Genomic DNA, 25,269 nt, shown 5'->3' with positions numbered 1-25,269 from the left:
ACAAATCAACCTAGAGGGAAATCCTTATGTTAAAAATGAATGATTTGGTTAAGCTCAGTCAGACACCAAAATCCACGGTGCTGTACTATGTGAAAGAAGGTTTGTTGCCAGAACCAGTAAAAGATAAACCGAATTTTCATCTTTATGATGAATATTGTGTAGAGCTGCTCAGCTTTATTAAATATTTACAAAGCAATTTCAATGCGACGATTTCACAAATTAAAGCACTTTTTGCTCATCCTAGTTTTGATTGGAATAATCCTTATGAAAGCCTTATTGGATTATTAGACATTATCATGGGGGCTGAAAATGAAGTATTTTCAGTCGAGCAGCTCTCTGCAGAATTTCATCTTTCCGCTGAACAAATAGAAGACATGGTAGCGGAAGGCTTATTGAATCCTCGTGAAGGCATTTTTACAGCAAAAGAACGTGATATTTTGGCGATCTTAGCTCGTTGTGATGAAGCCGAAATGGATGTGGTGAAAGCTTATTTGGCCGCTGCGAAAATGTTAGCGGAAAAAGAGGTGAATGTGACTTTAGCGGCATTAGCCAATAGCGAACAAAAAGATGAAAAATTAAAACACTTATTTGATTTATTGTTAGTGTTAAAACCGTATCTCTTGAATATGAAAACCTTTAATCTTTATCAAGCGGAGAGTGCGAAATGAAACTCTTAAAATATGCTGGCTTTGTACCTTATTTAGCCATTGCCTTTATTAATGCCAGTGTGGATTTGGCACATAAAATTACCATTCAAAATGTGTTGCTGAAAAGTTTTTCAGGCGAGAGTTTGGTTATTTTAACGGCATTAATTAATGCCATGATTTTATTGCCATTTATTTTCTTATTTTCGCCTTCGGCATTTATTAACGATAAATTTTCTCGCACCAATGTGATTCGTTATAGCAGTTTAGCGGCTGTGCTGATCAGTGCTGGGATTTTATTGAGTTATATGACGGGTATGTTTGCTATTTCCTTTGTACTGACATTGATTTTGGCAGCGCAAAGTGCGGTCTATTCTCCGGCCAAATATAGCATTATTAAATCAATTGTGGGCACTGAAAATATCGGTATGGCAAACGGTGTCATTCAAGCGCTTACTATTGTAGCCATTCTATTTAGTTCTTTTGTATTTTCTTTCTTCTTTGAAGCGCATTATGTAGCATCAGATGATCCGAATGAAGTATTACAAAGTGTTTGGGTGATTGGTGTGGCGTTAGTATTACTGAGTGCACTAGAAGCCTATTTTGCTTTTAAAATCCCATTCTTTAAGCAAGAAGCTGAAAATACAGATGGTCAGTTTGATATGAGAAAATACCTTTCTTTAGGGTATTTAAAAGATAACGTTCGCACATTAAAAGCAGATCAAAATATTTGGTTGAGTGTCATTGGATTAAGCCTATTTTGGGGCGTGTCACAAATTATTGTGGCAGCATTCCCTGCGCATTATAAAGCAATGTTCAATGAAGATAATGCTATTGTCATTCAAGCGATTCTTGCGGTGAGCGGAATAGGGCTTGCGCTTGGTTCATATCTTGCAGGACGTGCTTCTCGTTTGCATATTGAGTTAGGTATTGTTCCGCTTGGTGCATTAGGTATTTGTGTGTCGTTATTCTTTTTAACCCTAGCCCAAAGTGGGGTGGTATTAGCACTTTGTTCTTTTGTCTTTGGTTTCTCTGGCGGTTTATTAATCGTGCCACTAAATGCAACTATTCAGTATTTCGCACCTGAGAAAATCAGCGGCAAAATCATGGCAGGTAACAACTTTGTACAAAACGTGTTTATGGTAGTGTTTTTGCTATTAAGCATTGTTTTTGTACAACTTAATGTTTCGACTCAAGGTTTATTCTTAGTGACTTCAGTTGCATGTTTTGCTGCGAGTTTATATACCATGTCGAAAGTGCCTCATTTATTTACGCGTTTATTCTTGCTCTTTGCGTTAAAAGCGAATTACCGTTTTCATGTGGATGGCTTAAAAAATCTTCCACAAAGTGGTGGAGTTCTATTATTAGGCAACCATATTAGCTGGATTGACTGGTTGGTGTTACAAGCGGCTAGCCCTCGTGCGATTAAATTTGTGATGTATCGTCCGATTTACAACAAATGGTATCTCACTTGGTTCTTCCGTATTTTCAAAGTCATCCCAATTGGTGGTGGTTCAAGCCGAGAATCTATTGAAACCATTCGTGAATATTTAGCGCGTGGCGAAGTGGTAGCTTTATTCCCAGAAGGCCATATCAGCTATAACGGTCAAATTAATGAGTTCCAAAAAGGCTTTGAGTACGTATTAAAAGATTTAGAGAATGTGACGACTGTTCCTTTCTATTTACGTGGATTATGGGGCAGCAGCTTCTCTCGTGCAGATTCTTTCTATAAGAATTTAACTAAACGCCAAGGTAAGCGTGAAATTTTAGTGGCATTTGGTAAACCCATTCATGGCTTTATTGATGCGACAGCGATGAAGCAAAAAGTACTCGAACTTTCTTTCTCCGTATGGGAAAAAGTCATGAGTAAACGTAAACCGCTTATGCATCATTGGTTGAGCTCGGCAAAATCGAATTTATTCAAAGAAGCGGCTGTTGATGCACAAGGCACTAAATTGAATAACCTGAAATTCATTGCTGCAGTGCTAATGTTTGTGAAAACCTTGAAAGCTGCTTTAGGGGATGAAAAAAATGTTGGTGTGTTATTACCAAGTTCATCAATTGGAGCAATTATTAATATGACCCTAATGGTGATGGGCAAAGTACCGGTAAATTTAAACTACACACTAAGCCCAGAAGTGATGGAAAAAGCGTTGAAAAAAGCCAACATTTCGCAAGTCATTACCTCTGAAAAATTCTTGGATAAGTTGAACACAAAAGGTTTTGATTTTAGCCAAGTGGTGGCTGATAAAGCCCTCTTTATGGAAAATTTAGGGAAATCGATCACTAAGGCTAATAAAGTGCGGTCATTTTTAACGGCGTTTTTGGCGCCACAATGGTGGATTAAATTACGTTACTTTGCAGACGTAAGCTTGGAAGATAATGCAACCATCTTATTCAGTAGTGGCAGTGAAGGTGATCCAAAAGGCATTGAATTAAGCCATAAAAACTTACTGACAAATATTAAACAGATCGGTGAATTATTAAACTTCCACAAAGATGATGTGATTTTGAATTCCTTACCAATTTTCCATTCATTCGGCTTAACAGTGACAACTTTATTGCCATTGTGTGAAGGCATTAAAATGGTAAGTGTAGCGGATCCGACGGATGGGGCGACAGTAGGAAAAATGTGTGCTCGACATCGGGTGAGTATTTTATTTGGTACTTCAACTTTCTTTAGATTGTATGTACGCAATAAGAAATTCCATCCGTTAATGCTACAAAACGTGCGTATGGTTATTGCGGGCGCCGAAAAATTGAAAGCGGATGTAAAAGAAGCCTTCAAACTTAAATTTGGCTTGGAAATTTACGAAGGTTATGGCGCAACTGAAACAGCACCGGTAGCTAGTGTGAATATGCCTAATTTACTTGATCCGGAAACCTTACAGGAATTTACCTTCAATCAAGCTGGTACAGTTGGTATGCCATTACCAGGCACCATTATTAAAATTGTGGATCCAGAAAGCTTGCAAGAATTACCAGTCGGCGAAGATGGTCTGATCTTGATTGGTGGTGGACAAGTCATGAAAGGTTATTTGAATGCACCAGAAAAAACAGCAGAAGTGATTGTTGAAATTGACGGTGTACGTTATTACAAAACCGGCGATAAAGGTCATATCGATCATAACGGCTTTATTACTATTGTGGATCGTTATTCTCGATTTGCTAAAGTCGGCGGCGAAATGATCAGTCTTGGCAGCGTGGAAGAGAAACTTTCACAAGTATTTGATGAAGAAAATCAATTTGTTGCCGTCGCCTTGAGCGATGATAAAAAAGGCGAGAGCATTGTACTTTTAATCAAATCTGCACTTTCTTTAGATGAGATCAATGAACGCATTAAAGGATTAAATGTACCGCCGATTATGCTACCAAGCCAAGTTTTCTTAGTGGATGAAATCCCGATGCTCGGAAGTGGTAAAGTGGATTTCAAAGGTGCGAAGAACTTAGCGATGAGTTTGGTTAAGTAAAGAAAATTGTAATAAATAAAAGAGCGGTCAATTTGACGGCTCTTTTTGTTATTTTAATAAACCTCATTTAGGTGTTTTTCAGCATCTTTCACCTTACATCAACGTACCGACATATTTTAACATGACCCCAGCGGCAATAGCCGAGCCAATTACACCAGCAACGTTCGGTCCCATCGCGTGCATCAGGAGGAAGTTTTGGTTATCCGCTTCCAATCCGATTTTGTTAGAAACACGAGCGGCCATAGGAACGGCAGATACACCAGCAGAACCAATAAGCGGGTTAATTTTGTTTTTGCTGAATTTATTCATCAATTTTGCCATTAATACACCGCTACCTGTACCGATTCCGAAAGCAATGACACCAAGAATTAAAATGCCTAACGTTTGCGGTTGTAAGAATTTATCGGCGATAAGTTTAGATCCCACAGACAGGCCAAGCACAATGGTTACAATGTTAATCAAGGCATTTTGTGTAGTGTCACTTAAACGTTCTACTACGCCGCTGACGCGCATGAGATTACCGAAACAGAACATCCCGAGTAATGGGGCAGCATCCGGTAGGAGCAAACCAACGAGCAACAGCAAAATCACCGGGAATAACACTTTTTCACGATTACTTACATGGCGCATTTGCGTCATGCGGATTTTGCGTTCTTCTTCTGTGGTTAATGCTTTCATAATCGGTGGTTGAATCAACGGCACTAACGCCATATAAGAATAAGCCGCCACCGCAATAGCACCAAGCAATTCAGGCGCCAGCTTACTGGTTAGATAAATCGCAGTCGGACCATCCGCACCACCGATAATACCGATAGAGGCAGCTTGAGGCAGTGTGAATTCGATAATACCGAAGTAATTTAAGGCTAACGCACCAAGCACGGTAGCGAAAATGCCGAATTGTGCAGCCGCACCAAGTAGCAACGTTTTTGGATTGGCTAATAACGGACCAAAGTCTGTCATTGCACCTACACCCATAAAAATAACCAATGGTGCAATGCCGTATCCAATCGCAACTTTATAGAATAAAGCCAAAATACCGGCGCTGTAACCCATATCCACAGATAAAGCTTCTAATTGATTTATCATGGATATTGGCGCGGAAGTCATCGCTGTTTTAATCGCAGCAAGATCGGGTGAAACACCCAGTTGCGAGGCGATTACCACAATTTGCTCTGGTGAGCCGAGATGAAGCAAATTCTCTAATGCTGTCATGGCTAGCCCTGCTTCAGGGATATTTGACAATAATCCGCCGAAACCAATTGGTAGCAACAGCAAAGGTTCAAATTTGCGCGAAATGGCAAGCCACAGCAACAGCAGGCTCACAACGATCATTACTGCTTGCCCCCATTGCAGATGGAATATGCCCATCCCTTTAATTAACGCAATAATACTCTCCATAGACCATTCCTTATGCTAAGGTCATCACGGTATCACCTACCGCGACAGCATCACCAGCTTTGACGCAAATGCCGCGTACGGTACCAGCTTGTGCAGCTTTCACTTCGGTTTCCATTTTCATGGCTTCGAGAATGAATAATACATCGCCAGCTGCTACAGTTTGACCTTCTGTTGCAACAACTTTCCAAATATTACCCGCCATCGGCGCCGTTACTGGTGTCCCCCCCGTTGCTGGAGCAGGAGTCGCTTGTGGCGCAGCTTGCGGAGCTGTAGTCGCGACATGAGAGATATCACCACCTTCGCTTACTTTCACCACAAAAGCTTTACCTTCTAATTCCACGGTATAAACAGCGGAGCCAGAAGCAGATGGTACAGCTTTAGAAACAGGTTTATTTTCCACCGCACTTTCATTGCCGGTAGGGGCTGGTTCAAAGGCGGCAGGGTTGTTGCGGTTTTCTAAGAATTTCCATGCAATTTGAGGGAAGAGCGCCACGATTAAAGCATCATCTACGGCGTTGTCTGCCAATTTCACGCCTTTCGCTTTAGCTTGTTCAGCAACTTCAGCTTCAATTTTCGCCATTTCAGGTGCAATGTGATCGGCTGGACGGTCAGTTACTGGCGCAGCACCTTCTAATACGCGAGCTTGCAACGCACTATCTACCGGTGCAGGTGTTTTACCATATTCACCTTTTAAAATTCCGGCAGTTTCTTTGGCGATAGTTTTGTAGCGTTCGCCTGTAAGTACGTTAATAACCGACTGTGTACCAACAATTTGAGAGGTTGGTGTAACAAGAGGAATATAACCCAAATCTTTGCGTACGCGTGGGATTTCTTCTAATACTAAATCTAATTTATCGGACGCATTTTGTTGTTTTAATTGGTTTTCCAAGTTAGTGAGCATGCCGCCTGGCACTTGTGCCACTAAAATACGACTATCGACACCGCGTAATTGGCCTTCAAATTTAGCGTATTTTTTACGTACATTGCGGAAATAGGCAGCAATTTTTTCCAAACGAGGAATATCTAAACCGGTGTCATACTCAGTACCTTGCAAGGTGGCAACTAGGGATTCAGTTGCTGGGTGACCATAAGTACCTGACATAGAAGAAATTGCCGTATCAATACCATCTACACCAGCTTCAACCGCTTTTAATAACGCCATTTCTGCCATACCGGTGGTTGAGTGGCAGTGTAAATGCAATTCTACGTCAAAACGTTTTTTGATTTCGCGAACTAAGTCTGCTGCCGCCATTGGATTTAAAATACCTGACATATCTTTGATGACCAAGCTATCGATACCGATTTCAAGTAATTGTTCAGTCGTATCAAGCCAGGTTTGCATGGTATGAACTGGGCTAGTGGTATAACTTAAAGTCCCTTGAGCATGACCACCAAATTTACGTACTGCTTGCAACGCTGCTTTCATATTACGCGGGTCATTGAGTGCATCGAATACGCGGAAAACATCCATACCATTCGCTACACAACGTTCTACGAAACGTTCTACCACGTCGTCAGCATAGTGACGATAGCCTAATAGGTTCTGACCACGTAATAACATTTGTAATGGGGTTTTTGGACAGGCTTTTTTCAATTCGCGCAAACGTACCCAAGGATCTTCACCTAAAAAGCGAATACAGCTATCAAATGTTGCACCGCCCCAAGCTTCCAATGACCAATAACCAATATCGTCTAATTCATGAGCAATTGGTAACATGTCATCAAGACGCAAGCGAGTTGCGAAAAGTGATTGGTGGGCATCACGAAGCACCAGTTCTGTCATTTTAATTTTTTTAGCCATGGTAAAATCCTTATGTTATTTGAACTGTTGGGTACGGCGATGGTGTGCGATAGCCGCTGCAATCACAGGACGTAAACGCTCAAAATCGTCAGTTGGTGCCGCAGAAAGCGCGGTTGAATTTGGGGAAGTTTTGGGTTCGGGTTGTGGTTCAGGAAAGAATCGATTGATAAGTTTAGACATCACTCCAATTGCCCAAATTAAAATGAGCAAAAAGACCAACACAAAACCCATCCCTGAAAACATCAGGTTAATTCCTTCGCCTATAAGTGCTGAGGGAGTCATCATTTTTCTTCCTTATTTGTTTGAAAAAATGGACAATTTTATTCTAATCGATCTGTTCAAATAAAACTGTGATGAAGATCATAATTTGAAATATAGGCACACAAGAAAAGGTGAAAAGTGCAGTTGATTTTGACGATATTTTTGCGTGAGCTAAATATTATTAATGAGTCATCTCTGTATTAGAAATAACTTATACAAAGCTTATAAAAACTAAAAGGACCAAGCTCTGTAGTCACAGAACTTAGTCCTTGAATTAAGTGAATCTTGCTTTATTGATAGAAAGGAAAATTATTCTACTTTTACAATCCAGCCTTCAGGTGCTTCCACATCACCGAATTGGATACCTGTTAGCTCGTTGTAAAGTTTACGTGTAACAGGGCCCACTTCAGTTTCTGAATAGAACACGTGAAATTTACCTTTGTGTTGAATACCGCCTACTGGCGTAATTACTGCGGCAGTACCACAAGCTCCCGCTTCTGCAAATTGATCAAGTTGATCAATATACACATCACCTTCGATAGCTTCCATACCTAAACGCTCTTTTGCAATGTGAAGTAATGAGTATTTAGTGATACTTGGTAAAATAGATTCAGATGCTGGTGTGATAAATTTGTTATCTTTGGTAATACCAAAGAAGTTTGCCGCACCCACTTCTTCAATTTTAGTATGTGTTTTTGGATCGAGATAGATCGCATCAGCGAATTTACGTTCTGGCGTACCTTCTTCTGCGGCTAGTTCATGTGGAAGCAAACTTGCTGCGTAGTTACCACCTACTTTTACACCACCGGTTCCCATAGGTGCAGCACGGTCGTAATCAGTCGTAATGAAATTAGATGGTGCTAAACCACCTTTGAAATAAGCGCCAACAGGGCAGCAGAATACAGAGAAAATAAATTCAGGTGCGGTTTTTACACCGATATTCGCGCCTGTACCAAAGAGGAATGGACGTAAATATAATGTTGCGCCAGATCCGTAAGGACCCAACCATTCTTGGTTTGCTTTCACCACTTCTTTACAAGCACGGATAAATAATTCTGTTGGCACTTGCGGCATTAATAAGCGATCAGAGGTATGTTGCATGCGTTTTGCATTTTGATCAGGACGAAATAAGTTGATTGAACCGTCTTTACAACGATAGGCTTTTAAGCCTTCAAAGCATTGTTGACCGTAGTGAATAGCAGTTGAACCTTCGTGGATATGTAGCATATTATCGGTGGTGAGTTTACCTTCATCCCATTTGCCATCTTTCCAATGTGCGATGAAACGGTAATCTGTTTTGATATAACTAAATCCAAGATTGTTCCAGTCTAAGTCTTTCATTTTGCTTCCTTAATTTGTATAAATAATTTTATGAATGGAAATGCAGTTAATCTACACCATTACGATAACTATGAAAACCTTTAAACACAAAAATATTGTGATTTCTCAAAATTTTTATTGGATTTTTAAATTTGTGAAGTTGGTCAGGAAATAAAATTTTGCTTATGCTAAAATGCCAGGAATAAAAAAAACGCCGCTCGAAACGAGCAGCGCTTAACCAGAATGGTTTTAATATATACAGGAAGTAAATGAGTAACTTAATTGTTACTCCAGTTCGGAGAACCGAACTATATGCAAACACAACATCATACTTAAGTCTGAAACTCATTAACTTGTAAGGAATTACCAATCATTAAGTATGGGTGTATTGTAGGTAGAAGGTGATGGAAGGACAAATGATGTTTTTTTATTTGATGCATAAAAAAAACTAATCCGAATTAAATCTTCGTTATTATAAACTAAAATTTAGCTGTTTGGAAGAATTATGTATAAACGTTTGCCTCCCTTGAATTCATTGAAGTCTTTCGAGTCTGCTGCACGACATTTAAGCTTCACAAAAGCGGCAGATGAACTTTTTGTGACACAAGCCGCAGTGAGCCATCAAATAAAATTATTAGAAGATTTTTTAGGTGTTGAGCTTTTTATTCGTAAAAATCGTTCACTCGAATTGACAGAATTTGGGAAAGCCTATTTTGTTGATATCAATAAAATCTTACGAAAATTAAATGAAGCAACTGAACGTTTATTAACACTTAAAGCAGAGCCACATTTGGCAATTAGCGTGCCACAAACCTTTGGTATTCAATGGCTTGTGCCACATTTGAGTGATTTTAATAAGCAACACCCTGAAATTGAAGTACGCTTGAAGGGTGTGGATCAAGATGAAGGTTTATTGAATAAAGAAATTGATATAGCCATTTATTATGGAAAAGGTGATTGGGAAAATTTACAGGTTGATCGTTTAGGCGAAGAAAACCTCGTGATTTTGGCTGCGCCTTCATTGCTTGAGAAAACACCTGTGCGTTGTCCTAATGATTTGAAAAAGCATACGCTGATTCATACGCATACTCGAGATAACTGGCAAGCAATGGCGGATTATCTCAAATTAGATGATTTGAATATTCAGCAAGGCCCGTTATTTAGCCACACCTTTATGGCATTGCAGGCGGCCGTTCATGGGCAGGGGATTGCTCTAGCAAATCGTATTTTGGCTCAGCAAGAAATTGAAAACGGTCATTTGCAAATTGTGTTACCAACCGAATTGCGGGATCCAAAATCATTCTATGTGGTTAATCATTTAGATCGTTTAGATGACGAACAAATTCAAGCCTTTAGAAAATGGATTAAAGATTCAATTAAATTAGGAAAACATGAATAAATTAGCCTTATATTGTCGAATTGGCTTTGAAAAAGAAGTCGCTGCAGAAATTACCGACCGAGCTTCTGAGCGTGGCGTATTTGGTTTTGCTCGCGTAGTAGAAAACAGCGGCTATGTCATTTTTGAATGCTATCAACCAGGTGATGCAGATCGTTTAGCACGAGAAATCCCTTTTAATCGTTTGATTTTTGCACGTCAAATGATCGTTGTGTCAGATCTCTTAGAAAATCTCGATCCTCAAGATCGTATTTCGCCAATTCTGGCTCAATATGAACGCATTGCAGAAGACATTAATCTTAAGCAAGCGGTAGAGCTATTTGTTGAAACAGCAGATACTAATGAAGCCAAAGAGCTTTCGACATTTTGCCGAAAATTTACCGTGCCGTTGCGCCAAGCGTTAAAAAAACAAGGTTGGTTACAAGGTAAGCCGAATGCAAAGCGCGGTCAGGTTTTGCATTGTTTTTTCACGCAGCCGAATTGTTGCTATGTGGGGTATTCCTATCTTGGTAATAACTCCACCCACTTTATGGGAATCCCTCGTTTAAAATTCCCAGCGGATGCACCAAGCCGTTCAACTTTAAAATTGGAAGAAGCGATTTTAACCTTTATTCCTCGAAATGAAGAAAGTAAACGCTTGAATGAAAATATGGTTGGTGTTGATCTCGGTGCTTGCCCTGGCGGCTGGACCTATCAATTAGTGAAACGTGGTTTATTTGTGTATGCAGTTGATCACGGCAAAATGGCGGCGAGCTTACATGATACTGGCAGAATAGAACATTGCCCAGAAGATGGATTTAAATTCCAACCACCAAAACGTAAGCATATTGATTGGCTTGTGTGTGATATGGTGGAGCAACCAAGTCGAATTGCGAATTTAATTGGAAAATGGTTAATTAACGGTTGGTGCCGAGAAACTATTTTCAATTTGAAATTACCAATGAAAAAACGCTATCAAGAAGTGATGTTGTGCTTAGAAAATCTTGCGGTGATGTTAGCAGAAAAAGAACTGGAATTTGATATTCAGGCGAAGCATTTGTATCATGATCGTGAAGAGATTACGGTACATATTGCTTTAAAATAAAAAAGCAAAGTGCGGTCAAAAAACATGGAATTTTTTGACCGCACTTTTTATTTAAACCATTATTTATTGGCTAAAATCACTGCGCGAGTTGGGGCTTGATAGCCTTCGATGGTTTTACTGTGATCATTTGGATCTAAGAAATCAATCAAACTTTCATTTTCTAACCAATCCGTTTTACGCTGTTCTTCTAATGTCGTGGTGGCGACATCCACACAACGCACATTAGTAAAGCCGACTTTTTCCAACCAATTAATGAGTGCAGCAACAGAAGGAATAAAATATACGTTCTTCATTTTTGCATAGCGATCTGAAGGCACTAATACCGTATTGACATCGCCATCAACCACTAAGGTTTCTAACACCAATTCGCCACCCTTTACTAATTGATTTTTTAGTTGAGTGAGATGATCAAGCGGTGATTTACGATGATAAAGCACGCCCATTGAGAATACGGTATCAAATGCCGCAAGTGGTTGCATTTCTTCAATACCTAATGGGATTAAGTTCGCTCGACGATCGTTATTTAATAATTTTCGAACGGCTTCAAATTGGCAAAGGAAAAGTTCGGTTGGATCAATACCAACGACCATTTTTGCACCTTCACCAACCATTCGCCACATATGGTAGCCGCTACCGCAGCCCACATCTAAAATGGTACGATCTTTTAATGGTGCCAGATGAGGCAAAACTCGCTCCCATTTGAAATCAGAACGCCATTCGCAATCTACGTGAATATCAAATAAATGATAAGGTCCTTTTCGCCACGGCATCAATTGTTTCAAATGATGGACAATGCGTTGTTTTTCGCCCTCTGAAAGAGGGGAAGTGCGGTCAGATTTCACCGCATTTTTTAAATCGATAGTATCTGCCTGCAAATCAGGGAGAAAGTCCACGATTTTTGACCATTTTGCATAATCACCATGGGTTTGTTTTTCCCATTCTTTTAACTGCAAAGGCAATGTTTCTAGCCAAGCAGATAAATTTGTGGTGGCAATTTGTTGATAAAAAGGACGAAAATCAATCATTATTTTGCTTCCTTATAGGCTTTTTCTGCTTTCTCAAAGGTTTCTTTTACTTCATTTTCAGGTTCTGCGGAAAGGAGAGAAACCACAATAATCGCCAAGCTAGCAAGGATGAATCCTGGGATCATTTCATAGACATTAAACCATTCACTGGTTTCAGGAATCACCGATTTCCAAGCAAAGACAACCACTGCACCGACAACCATGCCAGCCATCGCTGCTGATGAAGTCATGCGTTTCCAGAATAAGGAGAAAAGCACGACAGGACCAAATGCAGAACCAAAGCCCGCCCAGGCAAATTCAACGAGTTTTAATACTTTGCTGTTTTCATCTTGTGCAATCCAAATCGCAATGCCCGCGATAACTAAAACCATTGCACGACCTAGCCAAACTAATTCTTTTTCAGAAGCTTTTGGACGAATAAAACCTTTATAAAAATCCTCAGTGATAGAACTTGAAGAAATTAATAATTGAGCGGAAAGTGTACTCATTACTGCCGCTAAAATCGCAGAGAGTAGAATACCGGCAATCCATGGATTAAAGAGCAATTTAGCCAGTTCAATAAATACTTGTTCTGGTTCATTATTTACCACGCCAGCTACATTGGGGTTAGCAAAGAAATAAGGAATACCGAAGAAGCCAATACCAATTGCACCGGCAAGACAAATCACCATCCATGTCATACTGATGCGGCGTGCTTTAATGAGAGATTTCACCGAGTAAGCAGCCATAAAGCGCGCAAGGATATGCGGTTGACCAAAATAACCTAAGCCCCAAGCCGCTAAACTTAATAAACCTAATGGTGTAGTAGAACTAAATAAATCGGTAAAGTCTTTATTTGCTGCGATTTCTGCTTGATGTAGCACTTCAGTAAATTGTGATGCATCACCCAAACTTAAAAAGATAAAGAGAGGCGTTAAAATCAGTGCAAAAATCATTAATGTAGCTTGAATGGTATCCGTCCAGCTTACGGCTAAAAATCCACCGATAAAGGTATAGACGATGGTCGCTAATGCGCCGTACCAAATGGCTGTGGAATAGTCGACTGAGAATAGGTTTTGGAATAATTTCGCCCCTGCAACCACACCGGAACCACAATAAATGGTGAAGAATACTAGGATGATTGTTGCAGACACAATTTTTAAGAGATTATGTGATGTACCAAAGCGATGGTGGAAATATTCCGGTAATGTGAGTGCATTGTTGTTAAATTCGGTATAGATCCGTAAACGACCAGCTACGAGCAACCAGTTAAAATAAGCCCCAAGGATTAAACCAATGGCGATCCAACCTTCAACCAGGCCAGATACATACACCGCACCCGGCAAGCCCATTAATAACCAGCCGGACATATCAGATGCTCCAGCAGACATCGCTGTCACAAAACTTCCGAGTTTACGGCCGCCTAAAATATAATCGGATAAGTTGTTTGTATAATAATAGGCAAGGACACCGATTAAAATCATGCCGAAAATATAAATACTAAAAGTAATAAGTGTTGGGTCTAAACCAAACATTAAATACCTCAAAAAAAGTCATGAAAATTTGAGAAAGGTCATATTTTACCTTATTTGGGTCTATTATTCTATTTTCCTTTTCGATAGACTTATACCATTAAAACTAAGGTCGAAAAAATGAATTCTGTTGAATTATTAATGAATGTTACGCCCAATGAAACCCGCGTTGCGCTGGTGGAAACGGGGGTTTTAAAAGAGGTTCATATTGAACGTCAAGCCAAACGTGGCATCGTGGGGAATATTTATAAAGGGCGAGTCACCCGTGTTTTACCGGGGATGCAGTCTGCGTTTGTGGATATCGGTTTAGAAAAAGCCGCATTTTTGCATGCTTCTGATATTGTTTCACATACCGAGTGTGTGGATGTGAACGAACAAAAGCAATTCCGAGCAAAAAGCATTTCTGAACTCGTACGCGAAGGACAGGATATCGTAGTACAAGTGGTAAAAGATCCTTTGGGCACCAAAGGTGCAAGATTAACTACAGATATTACATTGCCTTCTCGTTATCTCGTCTTTATGCCTGAAAATAGCCATGTTGGTGTCTCACAACGTATTGAAAGTGAAGAAGAGCGAGCAAGATTAAAAGCGCTTGTTGAGCCTTTTTGTGATGAGTTAGGCGGTTTTATTATTCGTACCGCCACCGAAGGCGCAACAGAAGAAGAATTGCGCCAAGATGCGGAATTTTTAAAACGTTTATGGCGTAAAGTACTTGAGCGTAAAGGCAAATATCCAACCCGTTCTAAAATTTATGGTGAACCCGCATTGCCACAGCGTATTTTGCGTGATTTTATCGGCGCCAATTTAGAGAAAATTCATATTGATTCCAAACTTTGTTTTAACGAAGTGAAAGAATTTACCGATGAATTTATGCCAGAATTAAGTGAGAAATTAATGCTTTATACGGGCAGTCAGCCGATTTTTGATATTTATGGTGTAGAACGTGGTATTCAAAATGCACTTGAAAAACGCGTGAATTTAAAATCTGGCGGCTATCTCATTATTGAGCAAACCGAAGCCATGACGACCATTGATATCAATACCGGTGCATTCGTCGGTCATCGAAATTTAGATGAAACAATTTTTAACACCAATATTGAAGCCACTAAAGCCATTGCACAGCAGCTACAACTGCGTAATTTAGGCGGTATTATCATAATTGATTTTATTGATATGCAAACCGATGAGCATCGTAATCGCGTGATTGAATCCTTGGAAGAAGCGCTATCAAAAGATCGCGTAAAAACCAATGTGAATGGTTTTACTCAACTTGGTTTAGTGGAAATGACCCGTAAACGCACACGTGAAAGTTTAGAGCACATTTTGTGTGATGAATGCCCAACTTGCCAAGGTCGTGGACGCGTGAAAACTGTCGAAACGGTATGCTATGAAATTATGCGAGAGATTATTCGCGTTAACCACTTATTCTCGAGTGAACAATTTGTGGTTTATGCCTCTCCAGCTGTAGCGGATTACTTAATCAAAGAAGAATCGCATGGTTTATTGCCAGAGATCGAAATGTTCATCAGCAAACAGGTTCAGGTCAAAACAGAGCAGTACTACAACCAAGAACAGTTTGATGTGGTGGTGATGTAAAAGACAAAAGTGCGGTCAAATTCGACCGCACTTTTTATGTTATCAAATTTTGATGGGATATACTTCTTAGTGTGTCACGTTGTAAGTAATCCGAATAATAAATTAAATAAGTGCTTAATCTAATTGATATAGAATGGCGAATTTTGAGGCGGTATATGGAGAGTAATTCTTGGTATGAAGATTATAAAAAAACATTAGATAAAAATGATATTTTATTTTTTGAAGATGAGATAGAAAAAGTATTCAATAACTATAAGTACTTAATTAACTTTGATAAAGAAGAGTATAATTATAAAAATTTTAGGAAGTATAAATTTATAGAGTTTCTAGATGATGATTATTCCGATGAGTGTAGAACTGATTTATATATATCTGGATTCCTTAAAGAATTCGATTGTTTGTACGCTATTCCTGTAGTCTTTAGTTATGATGATTTAAATCATATAAAAAATGAAAATATCCCACCTATTGTTATGAAATCACGTTCAAATAATAGATTTTTTAAAAAATGTGCAGGGTCATTAATCTCATACTATAGTGGTGAGTTTGTTATTTTTTCTGAGGATTTCTCATCATTTCTTATTGCTAAACCTGGTCATTATTTTATAAAAAGTACAGATAAGAAAAATTATTGTTGGAATGATGTACTTTTGGATAAATATGAATTTTATGACTATGACCGAAATGTATTACTGGGATTTGCTAAAGTATTTAAATAGGTAGAAGACAAAAGTGCGGTCAAATTCGACCGCACTTTTTACTTTAACTATTTCAATCTTTCTAACTGTTGAATAATGGCTTCATCAGATTGTGATTGGATTTTTCGCATACGCATAAAGAGTAAAGCCGCTGCAATGGTTAATGCAATGATAAAGGCAACCCAGAAACCTTTTGCACCGATGCTTGGAACAATCCAATCCGTGCGGGAAAGAATATAACCAACAGGGATACCCACGCCCCAATAGGCAAGTAACGTGATATAAAGGATAATTTTAGTGTCTTTATAGCCACGTAAAATACCGCTCACGACGACTTGCACTGAATCTGAAAATTGATAAATCGCAGCCATCGCTAATAAGCTGCCTGAAAGGGCAATAACAGTAGCATTATCGCCTACAATTAATGCGGCAATCTCTGCACTAAATACCCAAATCACCAACGCCAATACACTTGCCACAATCAAGCCAAGAATAATAGCCGCGTGAGCCATAATTTTGGCTTTTTGTGGTGCGTGATTACCCAGTTCTTGCGCCACTAAAATGGTAGCAGCCATCGCAATAGACATGGGGAACATAAAGGCTACGGCACTGGTATTTAAGGCAATTTGGTGGCTGGCGACCACATCCGCACCTAATGGGGAAAGTAACAAACTACTTAACGCAAAGAGTGATACTTCACTGCACAGAGCAATGGCAATAGGCAAGCCAAGTGCGGTCAATTTTTTCAGTGTTTTGATGTCTGGCTTTTCAATAATCTTTTCAAAGACTTTCAAACTACGTTCATTATAGTTTTTGGCAGAGTAGGTAATCATTAAGATTGCCATTGCCCAGTTGACAATAGCCGTTGCCACACCACAACCGACACCGCCCAATGCAGGCGCACCAAATTTGCCGTAAATAAACATATAATTCAGCGGAATGTTCAGCATTAACCCCATGAAGGTAATCACCATGGCGGGTTTTGTTTTAGCAATGCCATCATTCAAACAGCGGAAATTAATCAGCAATAAATAGGCAGGTAAGCCCCACACCATCGCACGCAAATAATTCATCGTCACATCTGCCATGTGGGCATCCATATTCATAAACTGTAATATGAAATCATTATGATAGATGATGAGTGCAAGGGGAATCATCACTAAAAATGAAATCCAAAGGCCTTGTCTCACTTGGTGAGCAATGCGATGGCGCTGTCCAGATCCATTTAAATAGGAAATTGTTGGTGGCAAGGCGAGTAATAAGCCTTGACCGAAAAGCACCAAAGGTAGCCAAATGGAGGCACCAATACCGACACCGCCTACATCAGCCGAGCTCACACGCCCCGCCATAATCACATCCACGGTACCCATGCCAGTTTGAGCTAACTGGGCAAGCCCGATAGGTGTCGCAATTCGGATAAGTTTTTGAATATCAATACGGTATTGAGAAAAAAGACGAGAATTCATAAATTTTGCTATAATATTGGAAAAATTTTTAATGAAGGAATAATAATGTTTACGGGTATTGTACAGGGCATCGCCCAAATTTATGCAATTAAAGACAGCGATGATTTTAGAACACAGATCGTAAAATTACCAGCTGAAATGCGAAAAGGCTTAGAAATCGGTGCATCCGTGGCGAATAACGGTGTGTGCTTAACAGTGACTGAAATTCACGATGATCTTGTCAGCTTTGATTTAATGCAAGAAACCTTGCGCATCACCAATCTCGGCGGCTTAAAAGCCGGGGATTTTGTGAATATCGAACGCGCAATGCAAATGGGCGCAGAAATTGGTGGACATATTTTATCTGGTCACGTTTATTGTACCGCAAGCGTTTCACAAATTATCGAAAGCGAAAACAATCGTCAGGTTTGGTTTAAATTGCCTAATAAAGATGTGATGAAATATATCCTAACAAAAGGATTTATTGCGATTGACGGTATCAGTCTTACTATCGGTGAAGTAAAAGACGATGAATTCTGCGTGAATTTAATTCCAGAAACCCTACATCGAACCCTGATTAGCAAACGGCAAATTGGCGATTTAGTGAATATCGAAATCGATCCACAAACACAAGCGATTGTGGATACGGTGGAACGATATTTAGCCGCTAAAGCTTAGTTGGAATGAAAAAAGTGCGGTAGAAAACGATGTTGTTTTTTTACCGCACTTTTTATTGAATTATATGAGATTAGTTAGCTTTGGATTTCTTCGCTTTTTTCCATTTCCAAAATAGGTACAGAGCTAAAACACCGATTAGGATATAAATCACGAGTTGGCCTTTTTGAATTTGTTCGTGTAACCAATCTAAGTTTTTCGCACCAAATTCGCCAAGGTAAACCCAAATTGGCACAGAAATAATTGCGGCGCAGAAATCAATTAATACAAAGCGGGTGTAGCTGACGCGGCGGGTAATGCCAGAAACCATATAAATTGGTGCGCGTAAGCCTGGTAAGAAACGAGCAACAAATAGAACACGGTTGCCGTATTGGTCAAATTTTTCACGTACCATTTTGAGGCGTTCTAATGTGACGATTTTACGCATTGGGCGGAAACGAAGAATTCGTGTGCCGTAAATGCGACCAAGCCAGTACATGGTTGAATCACCGGCAAGTACGCCAATCATACTCACGACTAACATTAAGTGGGAATTGACGCTTTCAGGATAGAGACCAGCAATCACACCGCCGGAGACAAGCGTGATATCTTCTGGAATGGGTACACCAAAGCCACAAATAATCAGAACAAATAGCACCGCCCAATAACCGTAATCGGTAAAAAAGCTGATAAGAAATTCCATTTGAAACCCACTTACAATCAGTTAGTTAAAATTAATTAAAAATTGGGGTTCATTTTAATCGCTTTGCCTTGAAAAGCCTAGAAAAAATTTGCTGCGTAAATTTGCATTGTGGGGCTGAATATTTTATAATCCGTCGCTCTCAAAGTTTGTCTTTGAGCAAATTTAGGAAAATTGCTGGGTCGCCTGCAATTTTTTATTTTAAACTTTTAATCAAGAGAACATTAAAATGGCATTTAAATTTAACGCTGAAGTTCGTCAAGCGCAAGGTAAGGGTGCGAGCCGCCGCCTGCGTCACAACGGTCAAATCCCTGCAATCATTTATGGTGGCAGCGAAGCACCTGTTTCAATCATCTTAAATCACGATGAATTAAACAACGCACAAGCTCACGATTCTTTCTATAGCGATGTAATCACTTTAGTGGTTGAAGGTAAAGAAGTTGCAGTGAAAGTTCAAGCAATGCAACGTCACCCATTCAAACCAAAATTGGTTCACATTGACTTCAAACGTGCTTAATTTTTAGCTTGTGATAAGAACACCAATAATGATGAGTTATTGGTGTTTTTTCTTTTCGGGCAAAGTGCGGTCAAATTTGAAATCGTTTTAGGAGTATTTTCCAATGAAGATAGCCTTAGGTATTGAATATAACGGAAAACAGTATTGTGGCTGGCAGCGACAAGAGAAAGTGCGCAGTGTACAAGAAGAATTAGAAAAAGCGTTATCTTTCGTGGCAAATGAAAAAATTGAAGTGTTTTGTGCGGGCAGAACAGACTCTGGTGTACATGGCACAGGACAAGTGGTGCATTTTGAAACTACCGCTGTTCGCCCTGAAAAAGCTTGGGTATTTGGGACTAATGCAAATTTGCCTGATGACATTTCAGTGAGTTGGGCAAAAGTGGTGGATGATGAATTTCACGCCCGTTTTTCTGCAACCGCGCGTCGTTATCGCTATATCTTGTATTGCAATAAATTACGTTCAGCCATTTTGCCGGAAGGGATTACTCATTGCCATTTAGATTTAGACGAAAAGAAAATGCACCAAGCGGGGCAGTTCTTATTGGGTGAAAATGATTTTTCCTCTTTCCGCGCGGCACAATGTCAGTCGAATACCCCTTGGCGAAATGTGCATCATTTAAATGTCGTGCGAAAAGGGCAGTACATTATTGTGGATATTCAAGCTAATGCCTTTGTGCATCACATGGTGCGTAACATTGTAGGAAGCTTAATTGAAGTCGGTGCAGGCAATCAACCCGTTGAGTGGATGAAATGGTTGTTAGAACAAAAAGATCGTAAATTGGCCGCGCCAACAGCGAAACCAGAAGGCCTGTATTTAGTCAATGTGATTTATCCTGAAAAATTTGCGATTCCACAGAAAAATTTAGGACCATTGTTTTTAGAAGATAATCTCATCTGACTAGCAAATTTCGCTAAATTATGATTAAATACGCAAACTTTTCTAGTTAATAAAAAAGGTAAAAAATGAGCTGGATTGATAGAATTTTTAGCAAAGGAACCTCTTCCTCTGCATCACGTAAAGCTAATGTACCAGAAGGGGTTTGGACAAAATGTACCTCTTGTGAACAAGTTCTTTACGGTGAAGAAGTAAAACGTAATTTATATGTTTGTCCAAAATGCGGTCATCATATGCGTATTGATGCTCGTGAGCGCCTTTTAGCCTTGTTAGATGAAGGTTCAAGCCAAGAATTATCGGCTGATTTAGAACCAAAAGATATTCTTAAATTTAAAGATTTAAAAAAATATAAAGATCGTATTACTGCTGCACAAAAAGAAACCGGTGAAAAAGATGCATTAATCACAATGACCGGTACACTTTACAATATGCCTATTGTTGTTGCTGCTTCAAACTTTAGCTTCATGGGCGGCTCAATGGGATCGGTTGTGGGTGCAAAATTTGTGAAAGCGGCGGAAAAAGCAATGGAATTAAATTGTCCGTTTGTTTGTTTCTCTGCGAGTGGTGGTGCACGTATGCAAGAAGCACTTTTCTCCTTAATGCAAATGGCGAAAACCAGTGCGGTGTTGGCAAAAATGCGTGAAAAAGGTGTGCCGTTTATTTCGGTATTAACCGACCCAACATTAGGTGGGGTATCTGCAAGTTTTGCCATGTTAGGTGATGTAAACATCGCCGAGCCAAAAGCATTAATTGGTTTTGCAGGCCCACGTGTTATCGAACAAACTGTACGTGAGAAATTACCAGAAGGCTTCCAACGTAGTGAATTCTTACTTGAGAAAGGGGCGATTGATATGATCGTGAAACGTTCAGAAATGCGTTCAACCCTTGGAAACCTTTTAAGCAAACTCACCAATCAACCTTCACCTTTTGTTGAAGTAGAAGTTGTTGAAAATGCCTAATACAATGAATTTAAAAGCCACTTCGCCACTCGCTGAGTGGCTTTCTTATTTGGAAAACAGTCACTTCAAAGCGATTGATTTAGGGCTAGAGCGTATTAAGTTAGTGGCAGAAGAACTGGACCTTTTGAATCCCGCACCTTATGTGATCACGGTAGGGGGCACAAATGGCAAAGGTACGACTTGCCGTTTGCTTGAAACCATTTTGTTAAATCATGGTTTGCGTGTGGGTGTGTATTCCTCACCTCATTTATTGCGTTATAACGAGCGGGTTCGTATTCAAAACCAAGACTTGCCGGATGAAATGCATACCGCTTCTTTTGATTTTATCGAAAAACATAAAACGCAGTCTCTCACTTATTTTGAATTTAGCACGTTGTCGGCTTTGCATTTATTTAAACAAGCGAAGCTTGATGTCGTGATTTTGGAAGTGGGGCTTGGTGGGCGTTTGGACGCAACGAATATTGTGGATAATGATCTGGCGGTTATCACCAGTATTGATATTGATCATACAGATTTTCTGGGTTCAACACGTGAAGAAATTAGCTTTGAAAAAGCGGGTATTTTTCGTGCGAATAAACCTGTTGTGATTGGCGAGCCAAATGTTCCGCAACCTATGTTAGAACAAGCGGAGAAATTACATTGCTACGTTTCACGCCGAGATGTTAATTGGTCGTTTAAAGCCAATGAGCAAACTTGGATGTGGCAGAGCAACAAAGTGCGGTTAGAAAATCTGCCATTTTGCCAAATTCCATTAGCCAATGCAGCAACCGCTTTGGCGGCTGTTGAGCAATTACCTTTTGATATTTCTGTCGAGACCATTAAACGTTCATTAATTGAAGTGGAATTAGTTGGTCGTTTCCAACAATTGAAAGGTAATCAGCTAGAAAAACTGGCAGAACGCTTGAATGTCCCTTATTCACAGTTACCAAAAGTGATTATCGATGTGGGGCATAATCCTCATGCGGCAAAATATTTAGCCGAAAAATTGACCGCACTTAAAGCACAGATTTCAGGTCGTATCATTGCCGTTTGCGGTATGTTAAAAGATAAAGATGCGGAGTCGGTGTTTACCCAACTTACTTCTGTTATTGACCAATGGTATTGTGTCACATTAGGCGGTTACCGTGGTCAATCTGGCGATGACCTAAATGCAAAATTAACAACAGTTTGCCCATCAGCAAAAAGTGTTTCTGAAGATTCTGTAGCTGAAGGTGTACAAAGTGCGGTTAAAGAAGCGGGTAAAAATGACATTGTGCTGGTATTTGGATCCTTCCACACGGTAGGGGAATTTTTAGAATATTTAGCTTAATGGCGATGGAAAATAATAAAGGCTGGTTTTGACCAGCCTTTTGTTTTTTAAAGTATTTTGTGAAAGTAATCACTTAATTCTGAGTATTGGAATGTAAATCCGCAATCTAACAAATGTTTTGGATAGGCATTCTGACTGTCTAATAGAATGCAAGCGCGTTCACCGAGAAGAGAAGTGAGTAAAAATTGAGGCACTTGAGCAAAACAAGGTCGATGTAGTGCTTGACCTAATAATTGGTTGAATGTCTTGTTTTTAACAGGATGTGGCGCAGTAAAATTAAATGCACCTTCACAATCATTATGGTCAAGTAAGAAGAGAAGGCCTTCTACCATGTCCTCTAATGCAATCCAGCTCCAATATTGCTCACCATTCCCTAATTTGCCGCCTAATCCGAAGCGATAGAGCGGAAGGATTTTTGCTAAAGCTCCGCCTTTTGGAGAAAGCACTAATCCGGTTCTCACTAAACAGACTCTTGTGTTAGCTTGTTTTGCTGCATTTTCCCAATCAATACAAAGCTGAGCGGTAAATTGAGTACTTGGATTTGTGTCTTCGGTGATCTCATCTTCACCACAGTTTCCATAAATTCCCGTTGCAGAACCTGAAATCAAGACTGGGGGATATTTACTTTGATTAATAAGTTGAACAATCTGTTGTGTTAAATCAATGCGACTTTGACAAAGTTTCTCTTTTTGTTGAACTGTCCATTTTTTATCAAAGATTGGTTCACCGGCAAGATTAATGACCGCATCAAATTCATTTAAGTCTTTGAGTGTGGAAAGTGCGGTCAAAAATTGCAGTGTTTTTTCAGGAAAAATCGCTTGAGCTTTTTCAATGGAGCGAGTCAGTACTGTAACACTATCGCCACGTGACAGTAGCGCTTCAACTAAAGCTTTTCCTACAAATCCCGTTCCACCGGTCAATAAGATATTCATTATAGGCTGCTTTCAAAAAGCGTTTGAATTTGCTCTAGAAGCGATTTGATGGTTGTCTCTTTTGTGGGGGTCACAAAAATGGTGTCATCTCCAGCAATCGTACCTAAAATGCCTTCAGGTTTACCAATGGAATCCAATAAGCGGGCAATCAACTGCGCAGCACCCGGAGAGGTTTTAATGACGATAACGAAATCATTGTGATCAATATCCAAAACCAAATTTTTTAATGGGCTACTGGTGGCGGGGACACTTAATTCGCTTGGTAAGCAATACACCATTTCCATTTTAGTATTTCTCGCACGAACCGCTCCAAATTTGCTTAACATACGTGAAACTTTAGACTGGTTAATGCTTTGAAATCCTTGGTTTTTTAAGGCGTCAACGATTTCACTCTGAGAAGCAAATCGTTCTTGATGGAGCAGTTCTTTAAATGCTTTTGTTAATTGATCTGACATAGTTATTCTCATATAGGGGAATTTGCATAAGAATTGCATAAAAATTCATTTTAAGCAATTAAAATAAATTTGCCGTTTGAAAAGTTTGAGCTAGATCGCATTATTGAATTTCTCTGTTTGTAATTTAATGACTAAGACTTTAAAATTCTACCTAGTTAGGATTAATTAATACATGAGGAGTATTTTATGAAAGTTGCAGTATTGGGCGCAGCAGGCGGTATTGGTCAAGCATTAGCCTTATTACTTAAATTACAATTACCCGCTGAAAGTGAATTAGCACTTTATGATATTGCACCAGTGACACCAGGTGTGGCTAAAGATGTGAGTCATATTCCAACAGCGGTGAAAGTAGAAGGTTTTGCGGGAGAAGATCCAACACCTGCACTTAAAGGTGCTGATGTCGTTTTAATTTCTGCAGGGGTTGCACGTAAACCGGGTATGGATCGTTCAGATCTTTTCAACATCAATGCGGGTATCGTGCGTAACTTAATTGAACATGTTGCAAAAACTTGTCCAAAAGCTTGTGTAGGTATTATCACCAACCCTGTGAATACGACTGTTGCGATTGCTGCAGAAGTATTGAAAAAAGCGGGTGTTTACGACAAACGTAAATTATTCGGTGTCACCACTTTAGACGTGTTACGTTCTGAAACATTCGTATCTGAATTAAAAGGCTTAAATGTTTCTCGTACAAGCGTACCGGTAATTGGCGGCCACTCAGGTGTGACGATTCTTCCATTACTTTCACAAGTTCAATATGCTGAGTGGAAAGAAGAGGAAATTGCACCATTAACAAAACGTATCCAAAATGCAGGTACTGAAGTGGTTGAAGCAAAAGCAGGTGGCGGTTCTGCGACACTTTCTATGGCTCAAGCTGCAGCACGTTTTGCGCGTTCATTAGTGAAAGGCTTAAGTGGCGAAACTGTGGTTGAATGTACTTATGTAGAAGGTGATGGTAAATACGCACGTTTCTTCGCTCAACCTGTACGTTTAGGTAAAGAAGGTGTAGAAGAAATTTTACCAATCGGTACCTTAAGCAAATTTGAACAAGACGCTTTAGAAGCAATGTTACCAACATTGCGTGCAGATATTGAATTAGGCGAAAAATTTATTAACGGTTAATTTAATTCTATTTCTAGAGAAGAGGAGCAGTATGCTCCTCTTTTTTTATACGAAAACGATTAAACATAAAAAAGTGA

Annotated in this window: 22 protein-coding genes; 12 read left to right on the top strand and 10 right to left on the bottom strand. The window is 39.6% G+C overall.

Annotation, left to right across the window (positions count from 1 at the left end; all coding sequences use genetic code 11):
• The first annotated feature begins 26 nt into the window (after positions 1-26).
• Together INP93_RS08740 and INP93_RS08735 are read left to right on the top strand one after the other, a co-directional pair.
• A complete protein-coding gene (locus tag INP93_RS08740; RefSeq protein WP_070582216.1) occupies positions 27-668 on the top strand; it encodes a MerR family transcriptional regulator in 642 nt (213 codons plus the stop codon).
• Positions 665-4,114, top strand: a complete 3,450-nt coding sequence (locus tag INP93_RS08735; protein WP_070582217.1) for an acyl-[ACP]--phospholipid O-acyltransferase — start codon at positions 665-667, stop codon at positions 4,112-4,114. Before INP93_RS08740 ends, INP93_RS08735 begins: the two co-directional genes overlap by 4 nt.
• A gap of 93 nt (positions 4,115-4,207) precedes the next feature.
• Here the strand turns inward: INP93_RS08735 and INP93_RS08730 are convergent, their stop codons facing one another.
• The 4 genes from INP93_RS08730 to INP93_RS08715 all read right to left on the bottom strand — a co-directional run bounded on the left by INP93_RS08730 (position 4,208) and on the right by INP93_RS08715 (position 8,915).
• The gene (locus tag INP93_RS08730; RefSeq protein ID WP_070582218.1) at positions 4,208-5,512 is read right to left on the bottom strand and encodes a sodium ion-translocating decarboxylase subunit beta; all 1,305 of its coding nucleotides are present in this window, start codon (positions 5,510-5,512) and stop codon (positions 4,208-4,210) included.
• A 10-nt stretch (positions 5,513-5,522) separates the two neighbouring features.
• A complete protein-coding gene (gene oadA, locus INP93_RS08725; protein WP_070582219.1) occupies positions 5,523-7,313 on the bottom strand; it encodes a sodium-extruding oxaloacetate decarboxylase subunit alpha in 1,791 nt (596 codons plus the stop codon).
• 15 nt (positions 7,314-7,328) lie between these two features.
• Entirely contained in the window at positions 7,329-7,595 is a 267-nt protein-coding gene (locus tag INP93_RS08720) for an oxaloacetate decarboxylase subunit gamma (protein WP_070582465.1), read from the bottom strand.
• A gap of 288 nt (positions 7,596-7,883) precedes the next feature.
• Positions 7,884-8,915: a branched-chain amino acid aminotransferase gene (locus INP93_RS08715; RefSeq protein WP_049362750.1), complete on the bottom strand. Its 1,032-nt coding sequence runs from the start codon at positions 8,913-8,915 to the stop codon at positions 7,884-7,886.
• Between the two features lie 484 nt (positions 8,916-9,399).
• Between INP93_RS08715 and INP93_RS08710 the strand changes: the two genes are divergently transcribed.
• Entirely contained in the window at positions 9,400-10,293 is an 894-nt protein-coding gene (locus INP93_RS08710; RefSeq protein ID WP_070582220.1) for a transcriptional regulator GcvA, read from the top strand.
• Positions 10,286-11,374 carry a 23S rRNA (cytidine(2498)-2'-O)-methyltransferase RlmM gene (rlmM, locus tag INP93_RS08705; RefSeq protein WP_197544687.1) on the top strand — a complete coding sequence of 363 codons (1,089 nt, stop codon included), beginning with the start codon at positions 10,286-10,288 and terminating at the stop codon, positions 11,372-11,374. The genes INP93_RS08710 and rlmM overlap by 8 nt, the downstream gene beginning before the upstream one ends.
• 59 nt (positions 11,375-11,433) lie before the next feature.
• Here rlmM and cmoB read toward each other — a convergent pair whose 3' ends face one another.
• Positions 11,434-12,399, bottom strand: coding sequence for a tRNA 5-methoxyuridine(34)/uridine 5-oxyacetic acid(34) synthase CmoB (gene cmoB / locus INP93_RS08700; RefSeq protein ID WP_197544686.1), 966 nt, complete (start codon positions 12,397-12,399; stop codon positions 11,434-11,436).
• Complete coding sequence (putP, locus tag INP93_RS08695) at positions 12,399-13,913, bottom strand: sodium/proline symporter PutP (protein ID WP_049368956.1); 1,515 nt, start codon at positions 13,911-13,913, stop codon at positions 12,399-12,401. The genes cmoB and putP overlap by 1 nt, the downstream gene beginning before the upstream one ends.
• A gap of 117 nt (positions 13,914-14,030) precedes the next feature.
• Between putP and rng the strand changes: the two genes are divergently transcribed.
• Both rng and INP93_RS08685 read left to right on the top strand, forming a co-directional pair.
• The gene (gene rng / locus INP93_RS08690; RefSeq protein WP_197544685.1) at positions 14,031-15,506 is read left to right on the top strand and encodes a ribonuclease G; all 1,476 of its coding nucleotides are present in this window, start codon (positions 14,031-14,033) and stop codon (positions 15,504-15,506) included.
• Between the two features lie 155 nt (positions 15,507-15,661).
• Positions 15,662-16,225, top strand: a complete 564-nt coding sequence (locus INP93_RS08685; protein ID WP_197544684.1) for a hypothetical protein — start codon at positions 15,662-15,664, stop codon at positions 16,223-16,225.
• 47 nt (positions 16,226-16,272) lie between these two features.
• Here INP93_RS08685 and INP93_RS08680 read toward each other — a convergent pair whose 3' ends face one another.
• Complete coding sequence (locus tag INP93_RS08680) at positions 16,273-17,670, bottom strand: MATE family efflux transporter (RefSeq protein ID WP_197544683.1); 1,398 nt, start codon at positions 17,668-17,670, stop codon at positions 16,273-16,275.
• 45 nt (positions 17,671-17,715) lie between these two features.
• Here INP93_RS08680 and INP93_RS08675 point away from each other — a divergent pair, with 45 nt between their 5' ends.
• Entirely contained in the window at positions 17,716-18,327 is a 612-nt protein-coding gene (locus tag INP93_RS08675; RefSeq protein ID WP_197544682.1) for a riboflavin synthase subunit alpha, read from the top strand.
• Between the two features lie 70 nt (positions 18,328-18,397).
• On the opposite strand, the gene INP93_RS08670 is transcribed toward INP93_RS08675, so the two are convergent.
• The gene (locus tag INP93_RS08670) at positions 18,398-19,006 is read right to left on the bottom strand and encodes a DedA family protein (RefSeq protein WP_197544681.1); all 609 of its coding nucleotides are present in this window, start codon (positions 19,004-19,006) and stop codon (positions 18,398-18,400) included.
• A 226-nt stretch (positions 19,007-19,232) separates the two neighbouring features.
• Here INP93_RS08670 and rplY point away from each other — a divergent pair, with 226 nt between their 5' ends.
• From rplY to folC, 4 genes are all read left to right on the top strand, one after another.
• A complete protein-coding gene (gene rplY, locus INP93_RS08665) occupies positions 19,233-19,520 on the top strand; it encodes a 50S ribosomal protein L25 (protein WP_005698823.1) in 288 nt (95 codons plus the stop codon).
• Between the two features lie 103 nt (positions 19,521-19,623).
• Positions 19,624-20,418: a tRNA pseudouridine(38-40) synthase TruA gene (truA, locus tag INP93_RS08660; RefSeq protein ID WP_197544680.1), complete on the top strand. Its 795-nt coding sequence runs from the start codon at positions 19,624-19,626 to the stop codon at positions 20,416-20,418.
• A 65-nt stretch (positions 20,419-20,483) separates the two neighbouring features.
• Positions 20,484-21,374, top strand: a complete 891-nt coding sequence (accD, locus tag INP93_RS08655; protein ID WP_049365964.1) for an acetyl-CoA carboxylase, carboxyltransferase subunit beta — start codon at positions 20,484-20,486, stop codon at positions 21,372-21,374.
• A gap of 4 nt (positions 21,375-21,378) precedes the next feature.
• On the top strand, positions 21,379-22,683 hold the full coding sequence (folC, locus tag INP93_RS08650; protein WP_197545336.1) for a bifunctional tetrahydrofolate synthase/dihydrofolate synthase: 1,305 nt from the start codon (positions 21,379-21,381) through the stop codon (positions 22,681-22,683).
• A gap of 47 nt (positions 22,684-22,730) precedes the next feature.
• Here the strand turns inward: folC and INP93_RS08645 are convergent, their stop codons facing one another.
• Both INP93_RS08645 and argR read right to left on the bottom strand, forming a co-directional pair.
• Positions 22,731-23,615 carry a TIGR01777 family oxidoreductase gene (locus tag INP93_RS08645; protein WP_197544679.1) on the bottom strand — a complete coding sequence of 295 codons (885 nt, stop codon included), beginning with the start codon at positions 23,613-23,615 and terminating at the stop codon, positions 22,731-22,733.
• A complete protein-coding gene (gene argR / locus INP93_RS08640) occupies positions 23,615-24,070 on the bottom strand; it encodes a transcriptional regulator ArgR (RefSeq protein WP_197544678.1) in 456 nt (151 codons plus the stop codon). Before argR ends, INP93_RS08645 begins: the two co-directional genes overlap by 1 nt.
• A gap of 186 nt (positions 24,071-24,256) precedes the next feature.
• Here argR and mdh point away from each other — a divergent pair, with 186 nt between their 5' ends.
• Complete coding sequence (gene mdh / locus INP93_RS08635; protein ID WP_065243159.1) at positions 24,257-25,192, top strand: malate dehydrogenase; 936 nt, start codon at positions 24,257-24,259, stop codon at positions 25,190-25,192.
• The last annotated feature ends 77 nt before the right edge of the window (positions 25,193-25,269 follow it).

The organism is Haemophilus parainfluenzae (assembly GCF_014931415.1).
Classification (GTDB): domain Bacteria; phylum Pseudomonadota; class Gammaproteobacteria; order Enterobacterales; family Pasteurellaceae; genus Haemophilus_D; species Haemophilus_D parainfluenzae_AF.
Note: the sequence above shows the minus strand (reverse complement) of the source record. Positions and strands in the feature narration are given on the sequence as shown.